Origin of the sequence: Streptomyces sp. FIT100 (genome assembly GCF_024584805.1) — a bacterium.
GTDB lineage: Bacteria > Actinomycetota > Actinomycetes > Streptomycetales > Streptomycetaceae > Streptomyces.
The window spans coordinates 3,236,146-3,251,479 of the sequence record NZ_CP075715.1 but is presented as its reverse complement, the minus strand read 5'-3'; the positions used below and the strand labels follow the sequence as shown (position 1 = coordinate 3,251,479).

Annotated in this window: 16 protein-coding genes; 9 read left to right on the top strand and 7 right to left on the bottom strand. The window is 72.1% G+C overall.

Going from position 1 to position 15,334, the window contains the following annotated elements:
• The first annotated feature begins 282 nt into the window (after nt 1-282).
• The 3 genes from KK483_RS14155 to KK483_RS14145 are packed head-to-tail and all read left to right on the top strand — an operon-like array spanning nt 283 to nt 4,075.
• Nucleotides 283-1,044 carry a DeoR/GlpR family DNA-binding transcription regulator gene (locus KK483_RS14155; RefSeq protein WP_262005583.1) on the top strand — a complete coding sequence of 254 codons (762 nt, stop codon included), beginning with the start codon at nt 283-285 and terminating at the stop codon, nt 1,042-1,044.
• Nucleotides 1,041-2,000, top strand: coding sequence for a 1-phosphofructokinase (gene pfkB, locus KK483_RS14150; RefSeq protein WP_262005582.1), 960 nt, complete (start codon nt 1,041-1,043; stop codon nt 1,998-2,000). Before KK483_RS14155 ends, pfkB begins: the two co-directional genes overlap by 4 nt.
• The gene (locus KK483_RS14145; RefSeq protein WP_262005581.1) at nt 1,997-4,075 is read left to right on the top strand and encodes a fructose-specific PTS transporter subunit EIIC; all 2,079 of its coding nucleotides are present in this window, start codon (nt 1,997-1,999) and stop codon (nt 4,073-4,075) included. The genes pfkB and KK483_RS14145 overlap by 4 nt, the downstream gene beginning before the upstream one ends.
• A 28-nt stretch (nt 4,076-4,103) precedes the next feature.
• On the opposite strand, the gene KK483_RS14140 is transcribed toward KK483_RS14145, so the two are convergent.
• The 3 genes from KK483_RS14140 to KK483_RS14130 all read right to left on the bottom strand — a co-directional run bounded on the left by KK483_RS14140 (nt 4,104) and on the right by KK483_RS14130 (nt 7,403).
• Complete coding sequence (locus KK483_RS14140) at nt 4,104-4,913, bottom strand: DUF6227 family protein (protein ID WP_262005580.1); 810 nt, start codon at nt 4,911-4,913, stop codon at nt 4,104-4,106.
• Between the two features lie 195 nt (nt 4,914-5,108).
• A complete protein-coding gene (locus KK483_RS14135; protein WP_262005579.1) occupies nt 5,109-6,179 on the bottom strand; it encodes a P1 family peptidase in 1,071 nt (356 codons plus the stop codon).
• A gap of 12 nt (nt 6,180-6,191) precedes the next feature.
• Entirely contained in the window at nt 6,192-7,403 is a 1,212-nt protein-coding gene (locus KK483_RS14130; RefSeq protein WP_262005578.1) for a low temperature requirement protein A, read from the bottom strand.
• Between the two features lie 277 nt (nt 7,404-7,680).
• Here KK483_RS14130 and KK483_RS14125 point away from each other — a divergent pair, with 277 nt between their 5' ends.
• Genes KK483_RS14125 through KK483_RS14100 form a run of 6 tightly spaced genes read left to right on the top strand, consistent with a single transcriptional unit; the run spans nt 7,681 to nt 12,998 of the window.
• Nucleotides 7,681-8,697: an MFS transporter gene (locus KK483_RS14125; RefSeq protein WP_262009485.1), complete on the top strand. Its 1,017-nt coding sequence runs from the start codon at nt 7,681-7,683 to the stop codon at nt 8,695-8,697.
• Entirely contained in the window at nt 8,694-10,994 is a 2,301-nt protein-coding gene (locus KK483_RS14120; protein ID WP_262005577.1) for a molybdopterin oxidoreductase family protein, read from the top strand. Before KK483_RS14125 ends, KK483_RS14120 begins: the two co-directional genes overlap by 4 nt.
• Nucleotides 10,995-11,002: 8 nt before the next feature.
• Entirely contained in the window at nt 11,003-11,617 is a 615-nt protein-coding gene (locus KK483_RS14115; RefSeq protein ID WP_262005576.1) for a 4Fe-4S dicluster domain-containing protein, read from the top strand.
• Complete coding sequence (locus tag KK483_RS14110) at nt 11,614-12,270, top strand: ubiquinol-cytochrome c reductase iron-sulfur subunit (RefSeq protein ID WP_262005575.1); 657 nt, start codon at nt 11,614-11,616, stop codon at nt 12,268-12,270. The genes KK483_RS14115 and KK483_RS14110 overlap by 4 nt, the downstream gene beginning before the upstream one ends.
• Complete coding sequence (locus KK483_RS14105) at nt 12,267-12,761, top strand: hypothetical protein (RefSeq protein ID WP_262005574.1); 495 nt, start codon at nt 12,267-12,269, stop codon at nt 12,759-12,761. Before KK483_RS14110 ends, KK483_RS14105 begins: the two co-directional genes overlap by 4 nt.
• A gap of 30 nt (nt 12,762-12,791) precedes the next feature.
• Nucleotides 12,792-12,998 carry a hypothetical protein gene (locus KK483_RS14100; protein WP_242337628.1) on the top strand — a complete coding sequence of 69 codons (207 nt, stop codon included), beginning with the start codon at nt 12,792-12,794 and terminating at the stop codon, nt 12,996-12,998.
• Nucleotides 12,999-13,012: 14 nt separating this feature from the next.
• Here KK483_RS14100 and KK483_RS35510 read toward each other — a convergent pair whose 3' ends face one another.
• The 4 genes from KK483_RS35510 to KK483_RS14085 form a co-directional block, all read right to left on the bottom strand.
• The gene (locus tag KK483_RS35510; RefSeq protein WP_399014068.1) at nt 13,013-13,216 is read right to left on the bottom strand and encodes a hypothetical protein; all 204 of its coding nucleotides are present in this window, start codon (nt 13,214-13,216) and stop codon (nt 13,013-13,015) included.
• On the bottom strand, nt 13,213-13,506 hold the full coding sequence (locus KK483_RS35505) for a hypothetical protein (protein WP_399014067.1): 294 nt from the start codon (nt 13,504-13,506) through the stop codon (nt 13,213-13,215). The genes KK483_RS35510 and KK483_RS35505 overlap by 4 nt, the downstream gene beginning before the upstream one ends.
• A gap of 434 nt (nt 13,507-13,940) precedes the next feature.
• Complete coding sequence (locus tag KK483_RS14090; protein ID WP_262005573.1) at nt 13,941-14,807, bottom strand: S-methyl-5'-thioadenosine phosphorylase; 867 nt, start codon at nt 14,805-14,807, stop codon at nt 13,941-13,943.
• Nucleotides 14,808-14,933: 126 nt separating this feature from the next.
• Nucleotides 14,934-15,275 carry an FmdB family zinc ribbon protein gene (locus KK483_RS14085; protein ID WP_262005572.1) on the bottom strand — a complete coding sequence of 114 codons (342 nt, stop codon included), beginning with the start codon at nt 15,273-15,275 and terminating at the stop codon, nt 14,934-14,936.
• Between the last annotated feature and the right edge of the window lie 59 nt (nt 15,276-15,334).

Below are 15,334 nucleotides of genomic sequence, written 5' to 3'. Positions count from 1 at the left end.
ACTGCCGCTGCGCCGACACGGCAGTGACGCTGCGCCGACGCGGCACCGACGCTCTGCCCGCACGGCACGGACGCGGCACCGACCCGGCGCTGACCGCGCCATCGACTCACGCACGGACTCACGACCCTGACTCACAGCGGCCCGGCACCGGGGACATCCCCCGGCGCCGGGCCGCTGTCCGTTCATGCCCGTTCCTTGCCCGAGTCTGTTTACTTTGTGGGAACCGGGGCGTAGCGTGACGCTGAAACCACAGGTTCGGGCATGGAACGGACGTAAAACCACATGTACGCTCCCGAGCGCCAGCAGCAGATCCTCCGCCTCGCCCGCGAGGGCGGACGGGTGGACGTGCTGTCCCTCGCCGACGAGTTCCAGGTCACCGCCGAGACCATCAGGCGCGATCTGAAGGCCCTGGACCGGGCCGGGCTCGTGCGCCGGGTGCACGGCGGCGCCATCCCGGCCGGGCGGCTCGACTTCGAGCCCGACCTCGCCGAGCGCGAGTCCACCGCCGCGGACGAGAAGGACCGCATCGCGCGGGCCGCGCTCGCCGAGCTGCCCGAGGACGGCAGCGTCATCCTCGACGCCGGCTCCACGGTGGCCCGGCTGGCCGCGGCCTTCCCCCTGGAGTGCTCGCTCACGGTCGTCACGCACGCCCTGCCCGCCGCTGCTCGGCTCGCCGACCACCCGGGCATCGACCTGCATCTGGTCGGCGGCCGGGTCCGGCAGCGCACACGCGCAGCCGTCGACGCCTGGGCGCTGCGGGCGTACGGGGAGATCCGCGCCGATGTCGTCTTCCTCGGGGCCAACGGCTTCTCGGCCGCCGCCGGTCTGACCACGCCCGATCTGGCCGAGGCCGCGGTGAAGCGCGCCCTCGTGGCGGCGGCGCGGCGGGTGGTTCTGCTGGCCGACTCGGCCAAGCACGGCGCGGAGCACTTCGCGCGCTTCGCCGACCTCACCGATGTCGACCTGCTCATCACGGACAGCGGGCTCAGCCCCGAGGACGCCGCGGCCATCGAGGCTGCGGGCACGGAAGTAGTACGCACATGATTCTCACCGTCACCCCGAACCCGTCGCTGGACCGGACGTACGAGATCCCGGACCTGGACCGCGGCGAAGTGCTGCGGGCCACCGGCGAGCGCGTCGACCCCGGCGGCAAGGGCGTCAACGTCTCACGGGCGGTCGCGGCGGCCGGGCACCCCACGGTCGCGGTGATGCCGCTCGGCGGTGCGCCGGGCGTACTGGTCGCCGAACTGCTCGCGGGGGAGGGGATCGAGGTGGCGCCGGTGCCGGTGGCGGGCGCGACGCGGTCGAACATCGCGCTGGCGGAGCCCGACGGCACTCTGACGAAGATCAACGCACCGGGGCCTTGTCTGACGGCACCGGAGTCCGGGTCCCTGCTGGCGGCCGTCGCCGCCCACTCGCCTTCCGCGTCCTGGATCGCCTGCTGCGGCAGCCTGCCGCGGGGCCTCACGCCCTCCTGGTACGGGGAGTTGGTGGCCCAGGCCCATGAGTCGGGCGCCCGGATCGCCCTGGACACCTCCGGGCCGTCCCTGCTGTCGGCGCTCTCCGGCCGCCCCGACGTCGTCAAGCCGAACACGGACGAACTCGCCGAGGCGGTCGGGCGGCCGCTGTCGACCGTCGGTGACGCGGTGAAGGCGGCGGAGGAGCTGCGCTCGCTCGGGGCCGGAGCGGTGCTGGCGAGCCTCGGGGCGGACGGGCAGCTGGTCGTCTCGCCGGCCGGGACCTGGTTCGGCTCCGCCGCCGTCGCGGCCGAGCGGATCCGCAGCAACGTCGGTGCGGGTGACGCGTCCCTCGCCGGATTCCTGACGGCGGGTGGCGAGGGGCCGGACGCCCTGGCCGCCGCGGTGGCCCATGGCGCGGCCGCCGTCCGACTCCCGGGCAGCGTGATGCCCACCCCGTCCGACCTCGAACCCGCCGCGGTCCTGGTGACGGCGGACGTCCCCCTGGACCGCGCACTCACGGAGCAAGGGAGCCCGCGATGAGCGACATGATCACCGCGGACCTGGTCGACCTCGACCTGGCCGCCGCAACGAAGGAAGAGGCGGCCCGCTCCTTGGCCGAGCGGATGGTGGCACGCGGCCGCGTCACCGACCTCGACGGCTTCCTCGCCGACGTGGCCGCGCGCGAGGCCCAGATGCCGACGGGCCTCGACGGCGGCATCGGCATCCCGCACTGCCGCAGCGCCCAGGTCCGCGAACCCACCCTGGCCTTCGGCCGCTCCGCCTCCGGCATCGACTTCGGGGCGCCGGACGGCCCGGCCGACCTGATCTTCCTGATAGCGGCCCCGGCGGGCGCGGACGACGCCCATCTGACGATCCTCTCCGCGCTGGCCCGCCGGCTGATGGACCCGGACTTCACCGCGGCCCTGCGCGCGACACCGTCGGCGACGACGGCCGCCGCGCTGGTCGGCGGCGACATCGAACCGTCGGAGGCGGCGGCCGAGGCCGAGCCCGAGGTCCCGGCCGGGGCTGAGACCGAGAGTCCGGCTGGGGCCGAGCCCGAGGTTCCGGCCGGTGCCGAGGCCGAGGTCCTGTCGGAGGCAGCAGTTTCGGTTCCGGTACCGGCCGAGGTTCCGGCCGCGCCGGGACCGTTCCGTATCGTCGCCGTCACCTCGTGCCCCACCGGCATCGCCCACACCTATATGGCCGCGGAGTCCCTGGAGAAGGCAAGTCGCGCCACGGGCGTCGAGGTCGTCGTCGAGACGCAGGGATCCGCCGGGTTCACCCGGCTCGACCCGGCGGTCGTCGAGGCCGCCGACGGCGTCGTCTTCGCGCACGACGTTCCCGTACGGGACAAGGAGCGGTTCGCCGGGAAGCCCACCGTCGACGTCGGCGTGAAGGCCGGGATCAACCGGGCCGCCGAACTCATCGCCGAAGTACGGGAGAAGGCCGCCCGCGGCGAGGTGACCGACGCCGCCGACCGGCCCACGCCCGTCGAGCGGGGCGGCCGACCCGAGGAGGGGTACGGCACCAAGCTCCGCAAGTGGCTGATGTCCGGCGTCAGTTACATGATCCCGTTCGTCGCCGCCGGCGGCCTCCTCATCGCCCTCGGCTTCGCCATCGGCGGATACGAGATCGCCGGGGCCAAGTCCGTCGCCGAGGTCTTCGCCTGGGGCGACCACACGAGCTGGGCGGCGCTGCTCTTCCAGATCGGCGGACTCGCGTTCAGCTTCCTGATCCCCGTACTCGCCGGGTACATCGCGTACGGAATGGCCGACCGCCCCGGTCTCGTCCCGGGCTTCGTCGGCGGCGCGATCGCGATCAAGGCGGGCTTCCTCGGCGGCCTGGTCGCCGGGCTCCTCGCCGGAGCCGTCGTCCTCGCGATCCAGAGGGTCAGGGTGCCCGCCGTGCTGCGCGGCATCATGCCCGTCGTCGTGATCCCACTGGTCTCCTCGGTGATCGTCGGCTTCCTGATGTTCCTCGTGATCGGGGAACCGCTCGCCAGGCTCCAGCAGGCCCTCACCGACTGGCTGAACGGCCTCAGCGGAGCCAACGCCGTCATCCTCGGCATCGTCCTCGGCCTGATGATGTGCTTCGACCTCGGCGGCCCGCTCAACAAGGTCGCGTACACCTTCGCCGTCGGCGGCCTCGCCAACCCCAACGACGGCTCCCTCAAGGTGATGGCGGCCGTGATGGCCGCGGGCATGGTGCCGCCGCTGGCCCTGGCGCTGGCGACGACGGTGCGCGGCAAGCTGTTCACGAAGGCCGAGCGGGAGAACGGCAAGGCGGCGTGGGTGCTGGGCGCCTCGTTCATCACCGAGGGCGCGATCCCGTTCGCCGCGGCCGATCCGCTGCGGGTGATCCCGTCGGTGATGGCGGGCGGCGCGGTCACCGGAGCGCTGTCGATGGCCTTCGGGTGCACCCTGCGCGCCCCGCACGGCGGCATCTTCGTGGTCCCGCTGATCGGCAACCCGGTCCTCTACCTGGTCGCCATCCTCGCCGGCACCGCCGTCAGCGCGGGTCTGGTCATCCTCCTCAAGGGCATGCGGAAGACCTCCACGGCCATCCCCGCGGTCCCCGCCGCGGCCGAGAAGCCCCCGGTGGTCGCCGCGGTCTGACGACCCGGCGACGCCCGCCGGGTCCGTGTCAGCGCACCCGCGCGCGGAGCTCCATGGCTCCGCGCGCGGTGCGCTCGTCCGCGTACACCTCGCACATGTGCCGGCCGTCGGGTGTCGCCGTGTGCTCCACCTCCCAGAGGCTCAGCTCGGTGCCGTCCAGGAGCAGGAACGCGTGCTCGTAGAGAGTGAAGCCCGCATCCCGGCCATCGCCGGGGCACGGGCGGCCGAGCGCCTGGCTGATGTGGTGGGCGAACGCCGAGCGCAGCCGGCGCGCCGTCTCCTCGCCCGGACGGTCGGGGTTCTCGGCGCGGCGCAGCAGTCTGCGGGCGTGGTCCGCGGAGTCGTCGGGGACGTATGCCCGCGCGGGGGCGACCGGGGGAGTGGCCAGCAGCCTGCCGGCCAGCTCCAGCCCGGCGTCGAGCTCGTCGTCCAGGTCGGCGTCGAAGCCGGCGTCGAAGCCGGTGTCGGGGCCGGTGCCGGCAGCGAGACCGGGAGCGAGAACGGTGCCGAGCCGCTCGGGGCGGCTGCCCCGCAGCCGGGACGCGGCGAGCCGCGCCTCGGCCTCCTCCGCGTACAGCTCGTGGCACTCGGCGCCGTCCCGGCCGCTGTCGTGCACGAGCTCCCAGAGCGTGACGGAGGAACCGTCGGCCAGCAGATACGTGTGCCGGTAGGTGGTCCGGTGCAGAGCCGCACTGTGGTGCGAGGAGTGCAGCGAACTGGCGTGCGTGAGCGCGGTCCCGAGCCGGTCGACCGTCGTGTCGGGAAGGTCGAAGGAGTTGAGTGCCCGGCCCAGGAGCCGGTCGAGGTGGCTCTCGGTTGTCTCGTACGGATCGTTCACGGTCGATCTCCGGATCTCCAGGCCCTGTTGCCACACGTCACTCGATGACTGCTTAACGTAGCCCCTGGGTCTGACATCTCGTCCCGGGTTCGGAAAAACGAACGGGGCGCGCGCAAAGTTTCCGCGCACCTTCGCGCGCCCCCCTCAACTCCTTTGCAGGACAAGGCCGTCGGGCCCTGCGGGGACTGGGTCGGGTCAGCCCTCGACCCAGCCGTACAGCTCCTGGTACGAGGGGAAGTCCCCGCCGGGACCCGTCACACTGCGGGCCGCCAGCACGGCGCGCACGATCGCCCGCGTCACGACGTCCGCGCCCGCCGCGAGAACGGCGTTGAGGGCGAGCGGGTGGTCCCCGAGCGGGCGCACGCCGGTCGCGAGGGCGAAGACCGTGTCGCCGTCGTTGAGGAGATGGACGGGGCGCACGGCGCGCGCGATGCCGTCGTGCGCCGTGCCGGCGAGCTTCTGTGCCTGGGCGCGGGTCAGTTCGGCGTCGGTGGCGACCACGGCGAGCGTTGTGTTCAGCGGGGGCGCGCCGTTCCTGTCGGACGCCTCGGCGAGGCGGTGCAGGGCCGCGGCGTGCACCTCGGGGGAGGGGAACACGGGGCGCCCGCCGGTGAAGTACTGCCCGTAGAGCACGCCCGTGTCCGGATCGACCGCCGAGCCCGCGGCGTTCGCCACGACCAGGGCCGCGACCGTCGCACCGCCGGGCAGAACGGTGCTCGCCGTGCCGACCCCGCCCTTGACACGCCCGACCACCGCGCCCGTGCCCGCGCCGACGCATCCCTCCTCCACCGGCGCCCCCGGCTCCGTGCGCGCCGCCGCCTCGACGGCCGCGCGTCCGGTCGCGGAGTCCGGGCGGGCTCCCCAGTCGCCGCCGCGGCCGAGGTCGAAGACGCAGGCTGCCGGCACGACGGGCACGACCTGGCCCGGCTCGCGTCCCGCGGGGACGCCCCGGCCCTGCTCCTCCAGCCAGGCCATCACGCCGGACGCCGAGTCGAGCCCGAAGGCGCTGCCGCCGGTCAGGACGATCGCCTCCACGCGCTGCACCAGATTGCGCGGGTCGAGAGCGTCGGTCTCGCGGGTGCCGGGCCCTCCGCCGCGGACGTCCACCGCGGCGATCACCCCGCCCTCGGGGGCGAGGACGACCGTGGTGCCGCTGAGCGCGCCGGGTCGGGCCAGGCGCGCATGCCCGACCCGCAGACCGGCCACGTCGGTCAGCGCGTCCTTGCGTGCGTCGCCCGACACCTGAGGGGATGACATGTTTGTCATGGACCTTGCGTATCACGCCGTGCGGTGCGCCGGGCGGTGATGGCTCAGCGTCTCGCCCACGGCCACCGTCGCCGTCGCCACCAGACCCGCGGCGAGCACCGCCCACTCGCCCGCGAAGGTACAGGCCAGGATCGCCAGCGCCGAGACGGGCAGGGTCAGCTGCTGCAGCGCGCCGCGCTTGAAGTGCCGGGCGTGCAGGAGCCACACCGTCAGCAGGAACGCCGCCGTGGGCAGGGTCACCGAGGCCGCCGCCGCGGTCGTCGAGATATGGGACTTGTGGATCGCCGTCTCGATCGCCACCTCCAGCCCCGCGCCGATGGCCGCGGCGGACGCGAAGATCACGTAGTGGCCGTAGCCCCAGAGGAACGCCTCCCTGTTGGAGGTCAGCCGGGAGTGGGCGGGCACCGCGAAGTAGATCCACCAGGCCGCGAACACGATCAGCAGCCCGCCCAAGGCGATCGGCAGCAGATCCCGCAGCTCGGGGCTCACGTCGAGCGCCGAACGCACCCCCACCATCGCGGCGAGGATCGTCTCGCCGAGCACGATGATCGTGAACAGGCCGTAGCGCTCCGCGATGTGGTGCGCGTGCCAGCTCGTCGCCATGGTGCGCTCGGCGATCGGCGGAACGGCCATCTCGGCGATCGCCATCACCAGGAACACCCAGGGCCGCAGTCCCTGCGGCGCGAAGACCAGTGCCGCCCAGCCGACCTGACAGAGGGCGATCCCGATCACGTAGCGCAGCGCCGTCCGCCGCTCCGCGCCCTGTGACGATGCCGCGGCCCTCAGCCACTGCGTGAGGAGCGCCAGCCGCATCACCACATAGCCGATGTAGACGAAGATGTAGTCCTGCTGGACGAAGGCCCGGGACACCCCGGCGGCGAGGATCAGCACACCCGCGATCTGGATGAGCGTCACCACCCGGTACGGGACGTCGTCCGTGTCGTACGCGGAGGCGAACCAGGTGAAGTTCATCCACGCCCACCAGATCGCGAAGAACACCATCGCGTAGTTGAGCACGCCCTCGGCGGCATGACCCTCGGCCACGGCATGGACCAGCTGCACCCCCGCCTGTGAGACGGCGACGACGAAGCAGAGGTCGAAGAAGAGTTCGAGGGGTGTGGCGGCGCGGTGGGCCTCGTCGGGGCGGCGGGCGTGCATGGGGCGCACCGGCCCGGAGCGGCTGCTCCCGGTGGACGCGGACGGCGAGGCGGAGGGAGACGTCATGGCTCCAGCACAGCAGAGCGGCCACGGCCGGGCAGCAGGAGGGGCGCTTCCCGGCTCCCCTTCCGTGTGATCCGAACGCCATACGGGCGACCCCCTCTCACTCCATCCATCCTCAAAACGCGCCCAAGTGGTACAAAGCGCCTAGCGTGGCGACGTGACCGAACCGCCCCGGCGTCCGGAAGGACAGCCCATCCCGCCCGGTACCGTGCCGCCCCTGCCCCCAGCGGCGCCGGGTGCGCCGCCGGGCCCGCCCGACCGGCGGACGACCCCCGGCGCCGTGCGCCGCCGTGCCTCGCTGGGGGCGGCCGTCGTCTCCGCGCTGCTGATCATCGCCATCGTCCTCGGCAGCCGGCTCCTCCGGGACTTCGACTCCGCCCTCCTTCCCTACGCCGTCGCCACCGTGTTCCTCGCCTTCGGCGTGACCTACCGCTACATGGTCTGGATCTCCTCGCCCGGCGCCCGCCGGCTCTTCCGGCAGGGATGGCGCAGCTTCTTCTCGGCCGAGAACTTCCGCAAGGCCCCCACCGCCCTGCCGCGGATGATCGCCACCTATCTCGGCTTCCAGAAGTTCCTCGGCGCCCGCTCCCGTTCCCGCTGGGCCGCCCACCAGCTGATCTTCTGGGGCTGTGTCCTCGCCGCGCTGATCACCTTCCCGCTCACCTGGGGCTGGTTCACCTTCACCTCCTCCACCGGCTCAGGGCCCGGCTACGAGATGCGGATCTGGGGTTTCAAGGTCCTCGGCTTCGACTCGCTCAGCTTCTTCGGCTGGGCCTTGTTCCACGCCCTCGACCTCGCCGCCGTGCTCGTCATCGCCGGGGTCTCGTACTTCCTCTGGCGGCGGATGAAGGACCGCGGGGCGATCACCGGCCAGCGGTTCGGCTACGACCTGGTCCCGCTGATCGCCCTGGTCGTCATCTCGGTGACCGGACTTCTCCTCACCTTCTCGGCCGTCTTCCTGCACGGCGGCGGCTACGAGTTCCTGGCGATCCTGCACATGGTGTCCGTGGTCTTCACGCTCATCTATCTGCCGTTCGGGAAGTTCTTCCACATCGTCCAGCGCCCGGCCGCCGTCGGCATGCAGCTGTTCAAGTACACGGCGCGACAGTCCGACCAGGTCTTCACCTGCCGTCGCTGCGGCGAGCCCATCGACACCGCCCCCTACGTCGAGAACCTCAAGGGCACCATGCGGGATCTGAAGCTCGACTTCGACGAGTGGGCCGAGTACTGCCCGCGCTGCAAGCGGGTGCTGCGGGGCAGCGCCTACCTCACCCACGTCAAGAAGGGCTTCAAGTGACGCAGCAGCCCATCCCGCTGGACCCCTCCCTCGCGCCGCCGGGCACCCGCCAGTTCCGCGACGCGGGCGGCATCCCCGCCGACCAGTGGCACGCCGACCAGGAGGGCGAGACGCTCGTCCCGACCCACTGCTGCTTCTGCGGCGTCCAGTGCGGCATGTACCTCCGGGTCGACAAGGGGGGCAAGGTCTTCGGCGTCGAGCCCCGCAACCACGACATCAACCGGATGCGGCTCTGTCCCAAGGGCATCAACGCCTATCAGCAGGTCAACCACCCGGACCGGCTCACCGCCCCGCTGCTGCGCCGCTCCCGTGACGAGCCCTTCAGGGAGGCCTCCTGGGAGGAGGCCCTGGACTTCACCGTCTCCGAGATCCAGCGCATCCAGGCCGCGTACGGCAAGGACGCCTTCGGGGTGCTCGGCGGCGCCAGCCTCTTCACCGAGAAGACCTATCTCGTCGGCAAGTTCGCCCGGGTCGCGCTCAAGACCCGGCATCTCGACTACAACGGCCGGCTGTGCATGGTCAGCGCCGCCGGAGCCAACAAGCTCGCCTTCGGGATCGACCGGGCCGGCAACCCCTTCGCGGACATCCTCCAGACGGACTGCCTCCTCATCGCGGGCTCCAACGTCGGCGAATGCTTCCCCGTCATGACCCAGTACATGTGGGGGGCCCGGGACCGCGGCGCCACGCTGATCGTCATCGACCCGCGCGAGACCGCGATCGCCCGCACCGCCGACATCCACGTCGCCCTCAAGCCCGGTACCGACGCGGCCTTCTTCAACTCCGTACTCCATGTCGTCATCCGTGAGGAACTCGACGACGAGGGCTTCATCACCGGCCACGCCACCGGCTGGCAGGAGGTGCGGGAGAAGGCCGCCGAGTATCCCCCCGAACGGGCGGCCGAGATCTGCGGCATCCCGGCACAGCAGATCGTGCAGGTCGCCCGCGCCTTCGCCGGCGCTCCCAAGGCCATGGCGTGGCACGCCCGAGGCATCGAGCACCACTCCCAGGGCGTCGAGAACTGCCTCGCGGTCATCAACCTCTGCGTCGCCACCGGCAACATCGGCAAGCCCGGCGCCGGATACGGCACCATCACCGGACAGGGCAACGGCCAGGGAGGCCGTGAACACGGCCAGAAGTCCGACCTCCTCCCCGGCGGCCGCTCGATCATGAACGACGAGCACCGGCGCCAGATCTGCGAGATCTGGGGCATCGACGAGTCCGAACTCCCGCCCGCCGGCACTTCGATGATGGAGATGATCTGGCAGATGCAGCGCCGCGAGATCCGCGGACTGATCGGCATCTGCAACAACCCCTTCGTCTCCCTCCCCAACTACCGGGTGGTCAAGGAGGGGTACGACACTCTGGATTTCCACGCCCAATTCGACTTCTTCCTTTCCGAGACCGCCGCCAACGCGCACGTCGTCTTCCCCGTCACCACCTGGGCCGAGGACGAGGGCGTCATGGCCAACGCCGAGGCCCGCGTCGTCAAGCACAACAAGGCCCAGGAAGCGCCTCCCGGCGTACGGACCGACACCTGGGTCATCTGCCGGCTCGCCGAGCGCCTCGGCGCCGGCGACAAGTTCGCCTTCGCCGGGTCCCGCGAGATCTTCGAGGAGCTGCGCGTCGCCTCCGCCGGAGCGGTCAACGACTACTACGGCATCACCTACGAACGCCTGGAGGAGACGGGCGGCATCGCCTGGCCGTGCCCCTCCACGGACCACCCCGGCACGCCCCGGCTCTTCGAGGACGGCAGGACCTACCACCCCGACGGGAAGATCCATATGCAGGTCGTCGACTGGCACCCGCCGATGGACCCGTACGACGACGAGCACCCCATGACGCTCACCACCGGACGCACCGTCGCCCACTTCCTCTCCGGCAACCAGACCCGCAGGCTCGGCGCCCTCGTCGAACAGACCCCGCGCCCCTGGGTCGAGGTCCACCCCTCCCACGGCTTCCGCTCCGGAGAACCGGTCCGCGTCGTCACCCGCCGCGGCAGCGAGGTCTTCCCCGCCCTGGTCACCGAGGCCATCCGCCCCGACACCGTCTTCGTCCCGTACCACTGGCCGATCCCCACCGCGGCCAACGCCCTCACCATCGACGCCCTCGACCCCCGTTCCAAGATCCCCGAGTACAAGGTCTGCGCCTGCCGTATCGAGCGCGCCGAACACATCGACGAGGTCCCCGAACCCCCGACCGCCCCCGGCCGGCAGGCGTACCCGGAGACCCAGGTCTCCCGCACCGACCCCCTGCCACCCACGGCCCCGCAGGGCCGCGGCACCGCGGAGAGGAGCTGACGAGAGCCATGATGGGCAGAACGATCTTCATCGACCCGGGGCGCTGCATCGGCTGTCAGGCCTGTGTCTCCGCCTGCCGCGAGTGCGACTCGCACCGCGGCAAGTCCATGATCCATCTCGACTACCCCGACGAGGGGCACTCCGTCGCCTCCCTTCCCACCGTCTGCATGCACTGCGAGGACCCGGTCGCCCCCTGCGCCGAGGTCTGCCCCGCCGACGCGATCCTGGTCACCGCCGACGGTGTGGTGCAGCAGGCCGACACCACCCGCTGCATCGGCTGCGCCAACTGCGTCAACGCCTGCCCCTTCGGCGTCCCGAAGATCGACCTCCAGGCGAAGCTGCAGATGAAGTGCAACCTCTGCTACGACCGCACCGCCTACGGACTCGCCCCCATGTGCGCCACGGTCTGCCCCACCGGCGCCCTCTTCTACGGCACCGTCGAGGAGCTCCAGGCCGAACGCCCCGGCGTGCAGGTCGCCGACTCGTTCACCTTCGGCACCTCGACCGTGACCACCGGGGTCGCCATGGTCGTCCCCGCGGACAAGGTCCAGTGGCCGGTCCCGGGCGGGCTTCCCGGATCCCAGCTGCCGCTGGTCGAGGTGAACGGAGCGGACGTGCGATGAGCGTCACCGAACAGCAGCCGCCCGTCGGCGGTCACGGGCACCCGGACGCCGCCCAGGAAGCGCTCCACGACCGGATCGCCGCGGACTCGCTCACCACCCGCCGCGACTACCTCCGCATCGTCGCCACCGTCTCCGGCGGGCTCGCCGCCGGCGGCATCGGCGTCGCCGCAGGCGTGCTCCACCGACACGGCGACAGCGAGGGCACCCCCAAGCCGAAGAAGATCGCCGACCTGCTGGTCCCGGGAGAGTCGATCGCCTTCCGCTACCCGGGCGAGCAGGACCGGGCCGTGGCCGTGCGCCTCGCGGACGGCACCCTCGTCGGATACTCGGCGGTCTGCACCCATCTCGCCTGCGCGGTCCTCTGGCGTGAGGACCGGGGCAGCGAGGGAGAGCTGTACTGCCCGTGCCACGAAGGGGTCTTCGACCCGCGCACCGGTGAGGTGACCGCCGGGCCACCGCCCCGGCCACTGCCCAAGGTGCTCCTCATCGAGGAGATGGACGGCAGCGTCTGGGCCATCGGCGCGACCCGCTCCGGCGAGGGCGTCCAGGAAGCGCTCTGCCGGCAGCTCGGCGACGACCGGCCCGAACTCGCCGCCAGGCTCGGCTGCCCCGGCGACACACCCTGGACGGTGGAGAGAGGAATGGGCTCATGAGCGCATCCGACCCGCCGCCCGGTAACTCCCCGCCGCCTCCCGGCGACGGACCCCCTCCGGCATCTCCGCCGCCTCCCGGCGACGACGCCGGGTCCGGTGCCGGTGCCGGCAGCGTCGGTGACGGAGGCGGGGCCGCGTTGCCACCGCGGCCGACGTATCGGCCGGGCAGTGCCCAGCCCCGGCTCAACCGGCCCGTCCGCGAGCGCTATCCGCAGCTCCGCCCCACCAGCGGCTACGGCGACCCCAGGATCCGGCACACCGGCCCCGGCCCGGGCGCCGGCAGCGAGCAGGAGCCCGAGCGCTCCTCCAAGCTCACCGCCCGCCTGGCCGTCGCGCTCACCGTTCTCGTCGGCCAGCTCTGGGGCCTGACCGTCATCGTCGACGAGTGGATGAAGGGAGACACGGCCACCGCGTGGTGGGGCGCCGGCTTCCTGGTGCTGTCCTTCCTCGTGGTCCTCGGGCTGTGGCTGCTGGACCCGGAGGACCGCTGACCGTTCGGCCCCGCGGCGTACCCTTGCTGCATGAGCACCGCCCCCGCCCCCGGACCGCGCGATGCGAAGCAGCCGCGGCAGCAGTCCCCGAAGCCGAGGCTCGTCTTCGACGATCCGCTGGATCAGCAGTCCTCGGACGACACGGACCGTGGGTGGGGCGAGCGGCCTCCGACGAGCGGCGACAGCGCCGCCGATCTCGCGCGCTTCCTCGACGAGAAGCCCCCGCACCACCTCTGACCCTGACTCCGCCGTCAGCACAGCGTCACCGCCAGCCGGGACGTCGTGCTTGCGCCCGCCAGCTGCGCCGCAACGGGACGAGGGACGGTCAGGACGACCAGCGCCCCGCCATCCGGGAAGCCGTCATGAGTCCGGGGCACTCCGGCCACCCGGGCGCCCGTCGCGACCACACGGGCGTCGGACGCCCCGCCGGCCGGGGAGTCGGCCGCAGCGATCACATCGACCTCGTCCCCGGGCCGTACAGCCGGACCGTCTCGGCGTCCGCGATCCGCACCGGCGCGGAGACCATGTCCACAGGCGGCGGCCGATGCTCGCCGCGCGCTCCCTGCCGCAGCGCCACCGGCTCTCCGGGCGGCTCGGCGCCCGGCGCACGCGGCACCCACGCCGCCAGCGCTGCGGCCGTCACCGCCAGCCCGGCGGCCAGCGCGCGCCGCCTGCGCCGCATCGCCCGCCGCAGCCTCAGCCACGGCCATCCGCCCCGCACCCGCAGCGGCGCGAAAGCCGGCACGCCGAGCGGCTCCGGCGCGGGGCTGGGCGGCAGGGCCCCGGCCGCCCCATTCCGGCCCGGGGGCCCGTACGCGGAACCGAGCTCGGAAGGAGCACCGCGCCCGTACGCAGAACCATGTGCGCAGGAAGTTTCCTGTCCGCGGGGAGAGAGCAGCGACATCGCCGTAACCGCCGTTCGTGAGAGGTGAGCCATGAGCCAGCAGCCCTGAGCCCTGAGCCATGAGCCATCAAGCACGGTTCACGGTTCATGGGCCATGGGTCGTGGGGTCATGAGTGCTGAGCAGTCGTGGGTCGTCGGTCGTGGTCATGTGCATCGAGATGCAGTGCCGTTCCGTCCGATCGGCACGGACTCCACGATCCACGCTTTCCCGCCGCCCCGCCGGAGCCTGTGGACAGGCGCCGGACTGTGGACAACTCGCTCACCCCGACGGGTGGTTACGGCAGTTCGATCCCCGTCTCCAGCCCTGCCAGCGCCTTCGTGCACAGGCAGTCGCGGTCCTCGTTCGCCCGCAGCCCGGCCACCGCGTCGAAGAGCACGCCCCGCAGCCGGTCCACGTTCGCGGCGAAGACCTTCAGTACCTCCTCGTGGGAGACGCCCTCGCCCGCCGCGGCCCCGGCGTCGAGGTCCGTCACGAGGGTCATCGACGTGTAGCAGAGCTCCAGTTCGCGGGCGAGCGCCGCCTCCGGGTGCCCGGTCATCCCCACCACCGACCAGCCCATCGCGGCATGCCAGCGCGATTCGGCGCGGGTCCCGAACCGCGGCCCCTCGATCACGACGAGCGTCCCGCCGTCGACCGGCTCCCAGTCGCGTCCGCGCGCCGCGGCCAGCGCGGCGGAACGTCCGGACGGGCAGTACGGGTCGGCGAGCGACACATGAACCACGTTCGGCACCGCTCCTCCGGGCAGCGGCTCACCGTCGTAGTACGTGTCCGCACGCGACTTCGTGCGGTCCACCAACTGGTCCGGGACGACCAGCGTCCCGGGCCCGTACTCCGGCCGCAGCCCGCCCACCGCGCACGGTGCCAGCACCTGGCGCACCCCCACGGACCGCAGGGCCCACAGATTGGCGCGGTAGTTGATGCGGTGGGGCGGCAGGTGGTGGCTGCGGCCGTGCCGGGGGAGGAACGCGACGCGGCGGCCGGCGATCTCTCCGAAGAACAGGGAATCGCTGGGGTCGCCGTACGGGGTGACCACCTCGACCTCGGTGACGTTCTCCAGGAACGAGTAGAAACCCGAGCCGCCGATCACTCCGATCTCAGCGTGCTCCGTAACCGCCTGCTGTGCGCTCTCTGCGTTGGCCATGGCGATCACAGTAGCCGCGCCCCGATACACCAAGGGCCCCACCGTTCGAGAAGATTCGAGAACGGTGGGGCCCTTGGTGAAAAGTCCTGCTCAGGCCGTTTATGCCCGTGTGTGCCTGTCGGTGCCCTACGCAGCCGTCGTGCTGCTCGACGAGCTCGAGCTGCCGGAGCCGCTGGAGCCGCTGGAAGAGCTCGACGCCGCCGGCTTCGAGTCCGACGAGGACTTCGCGCCCGGCGCGGGCGAGGACGACGACGAGGCGGACGAGGACGCCGCAGAGCTGCTCGACGACGAACCACGGCTGTCGTTCCGGTAGAAGCCGGAGCCCTTGAAGACAATGCCGACGGCCGAGAACACCTTCTTGAGACGTCCCTGGCAGCTGGGGCACTCGGTCAGAGCGTCGTCGGTGAACTTCTGCACCGCCTCGAGGCCCTCGCCGCAAGCGGTGCACTGGTACTGGTAGGTCGGCACTGGTCTTCCTCCTGGCACTCTCACTCGATGAGTGCTAACGACGGTCCATAGTGACGTAT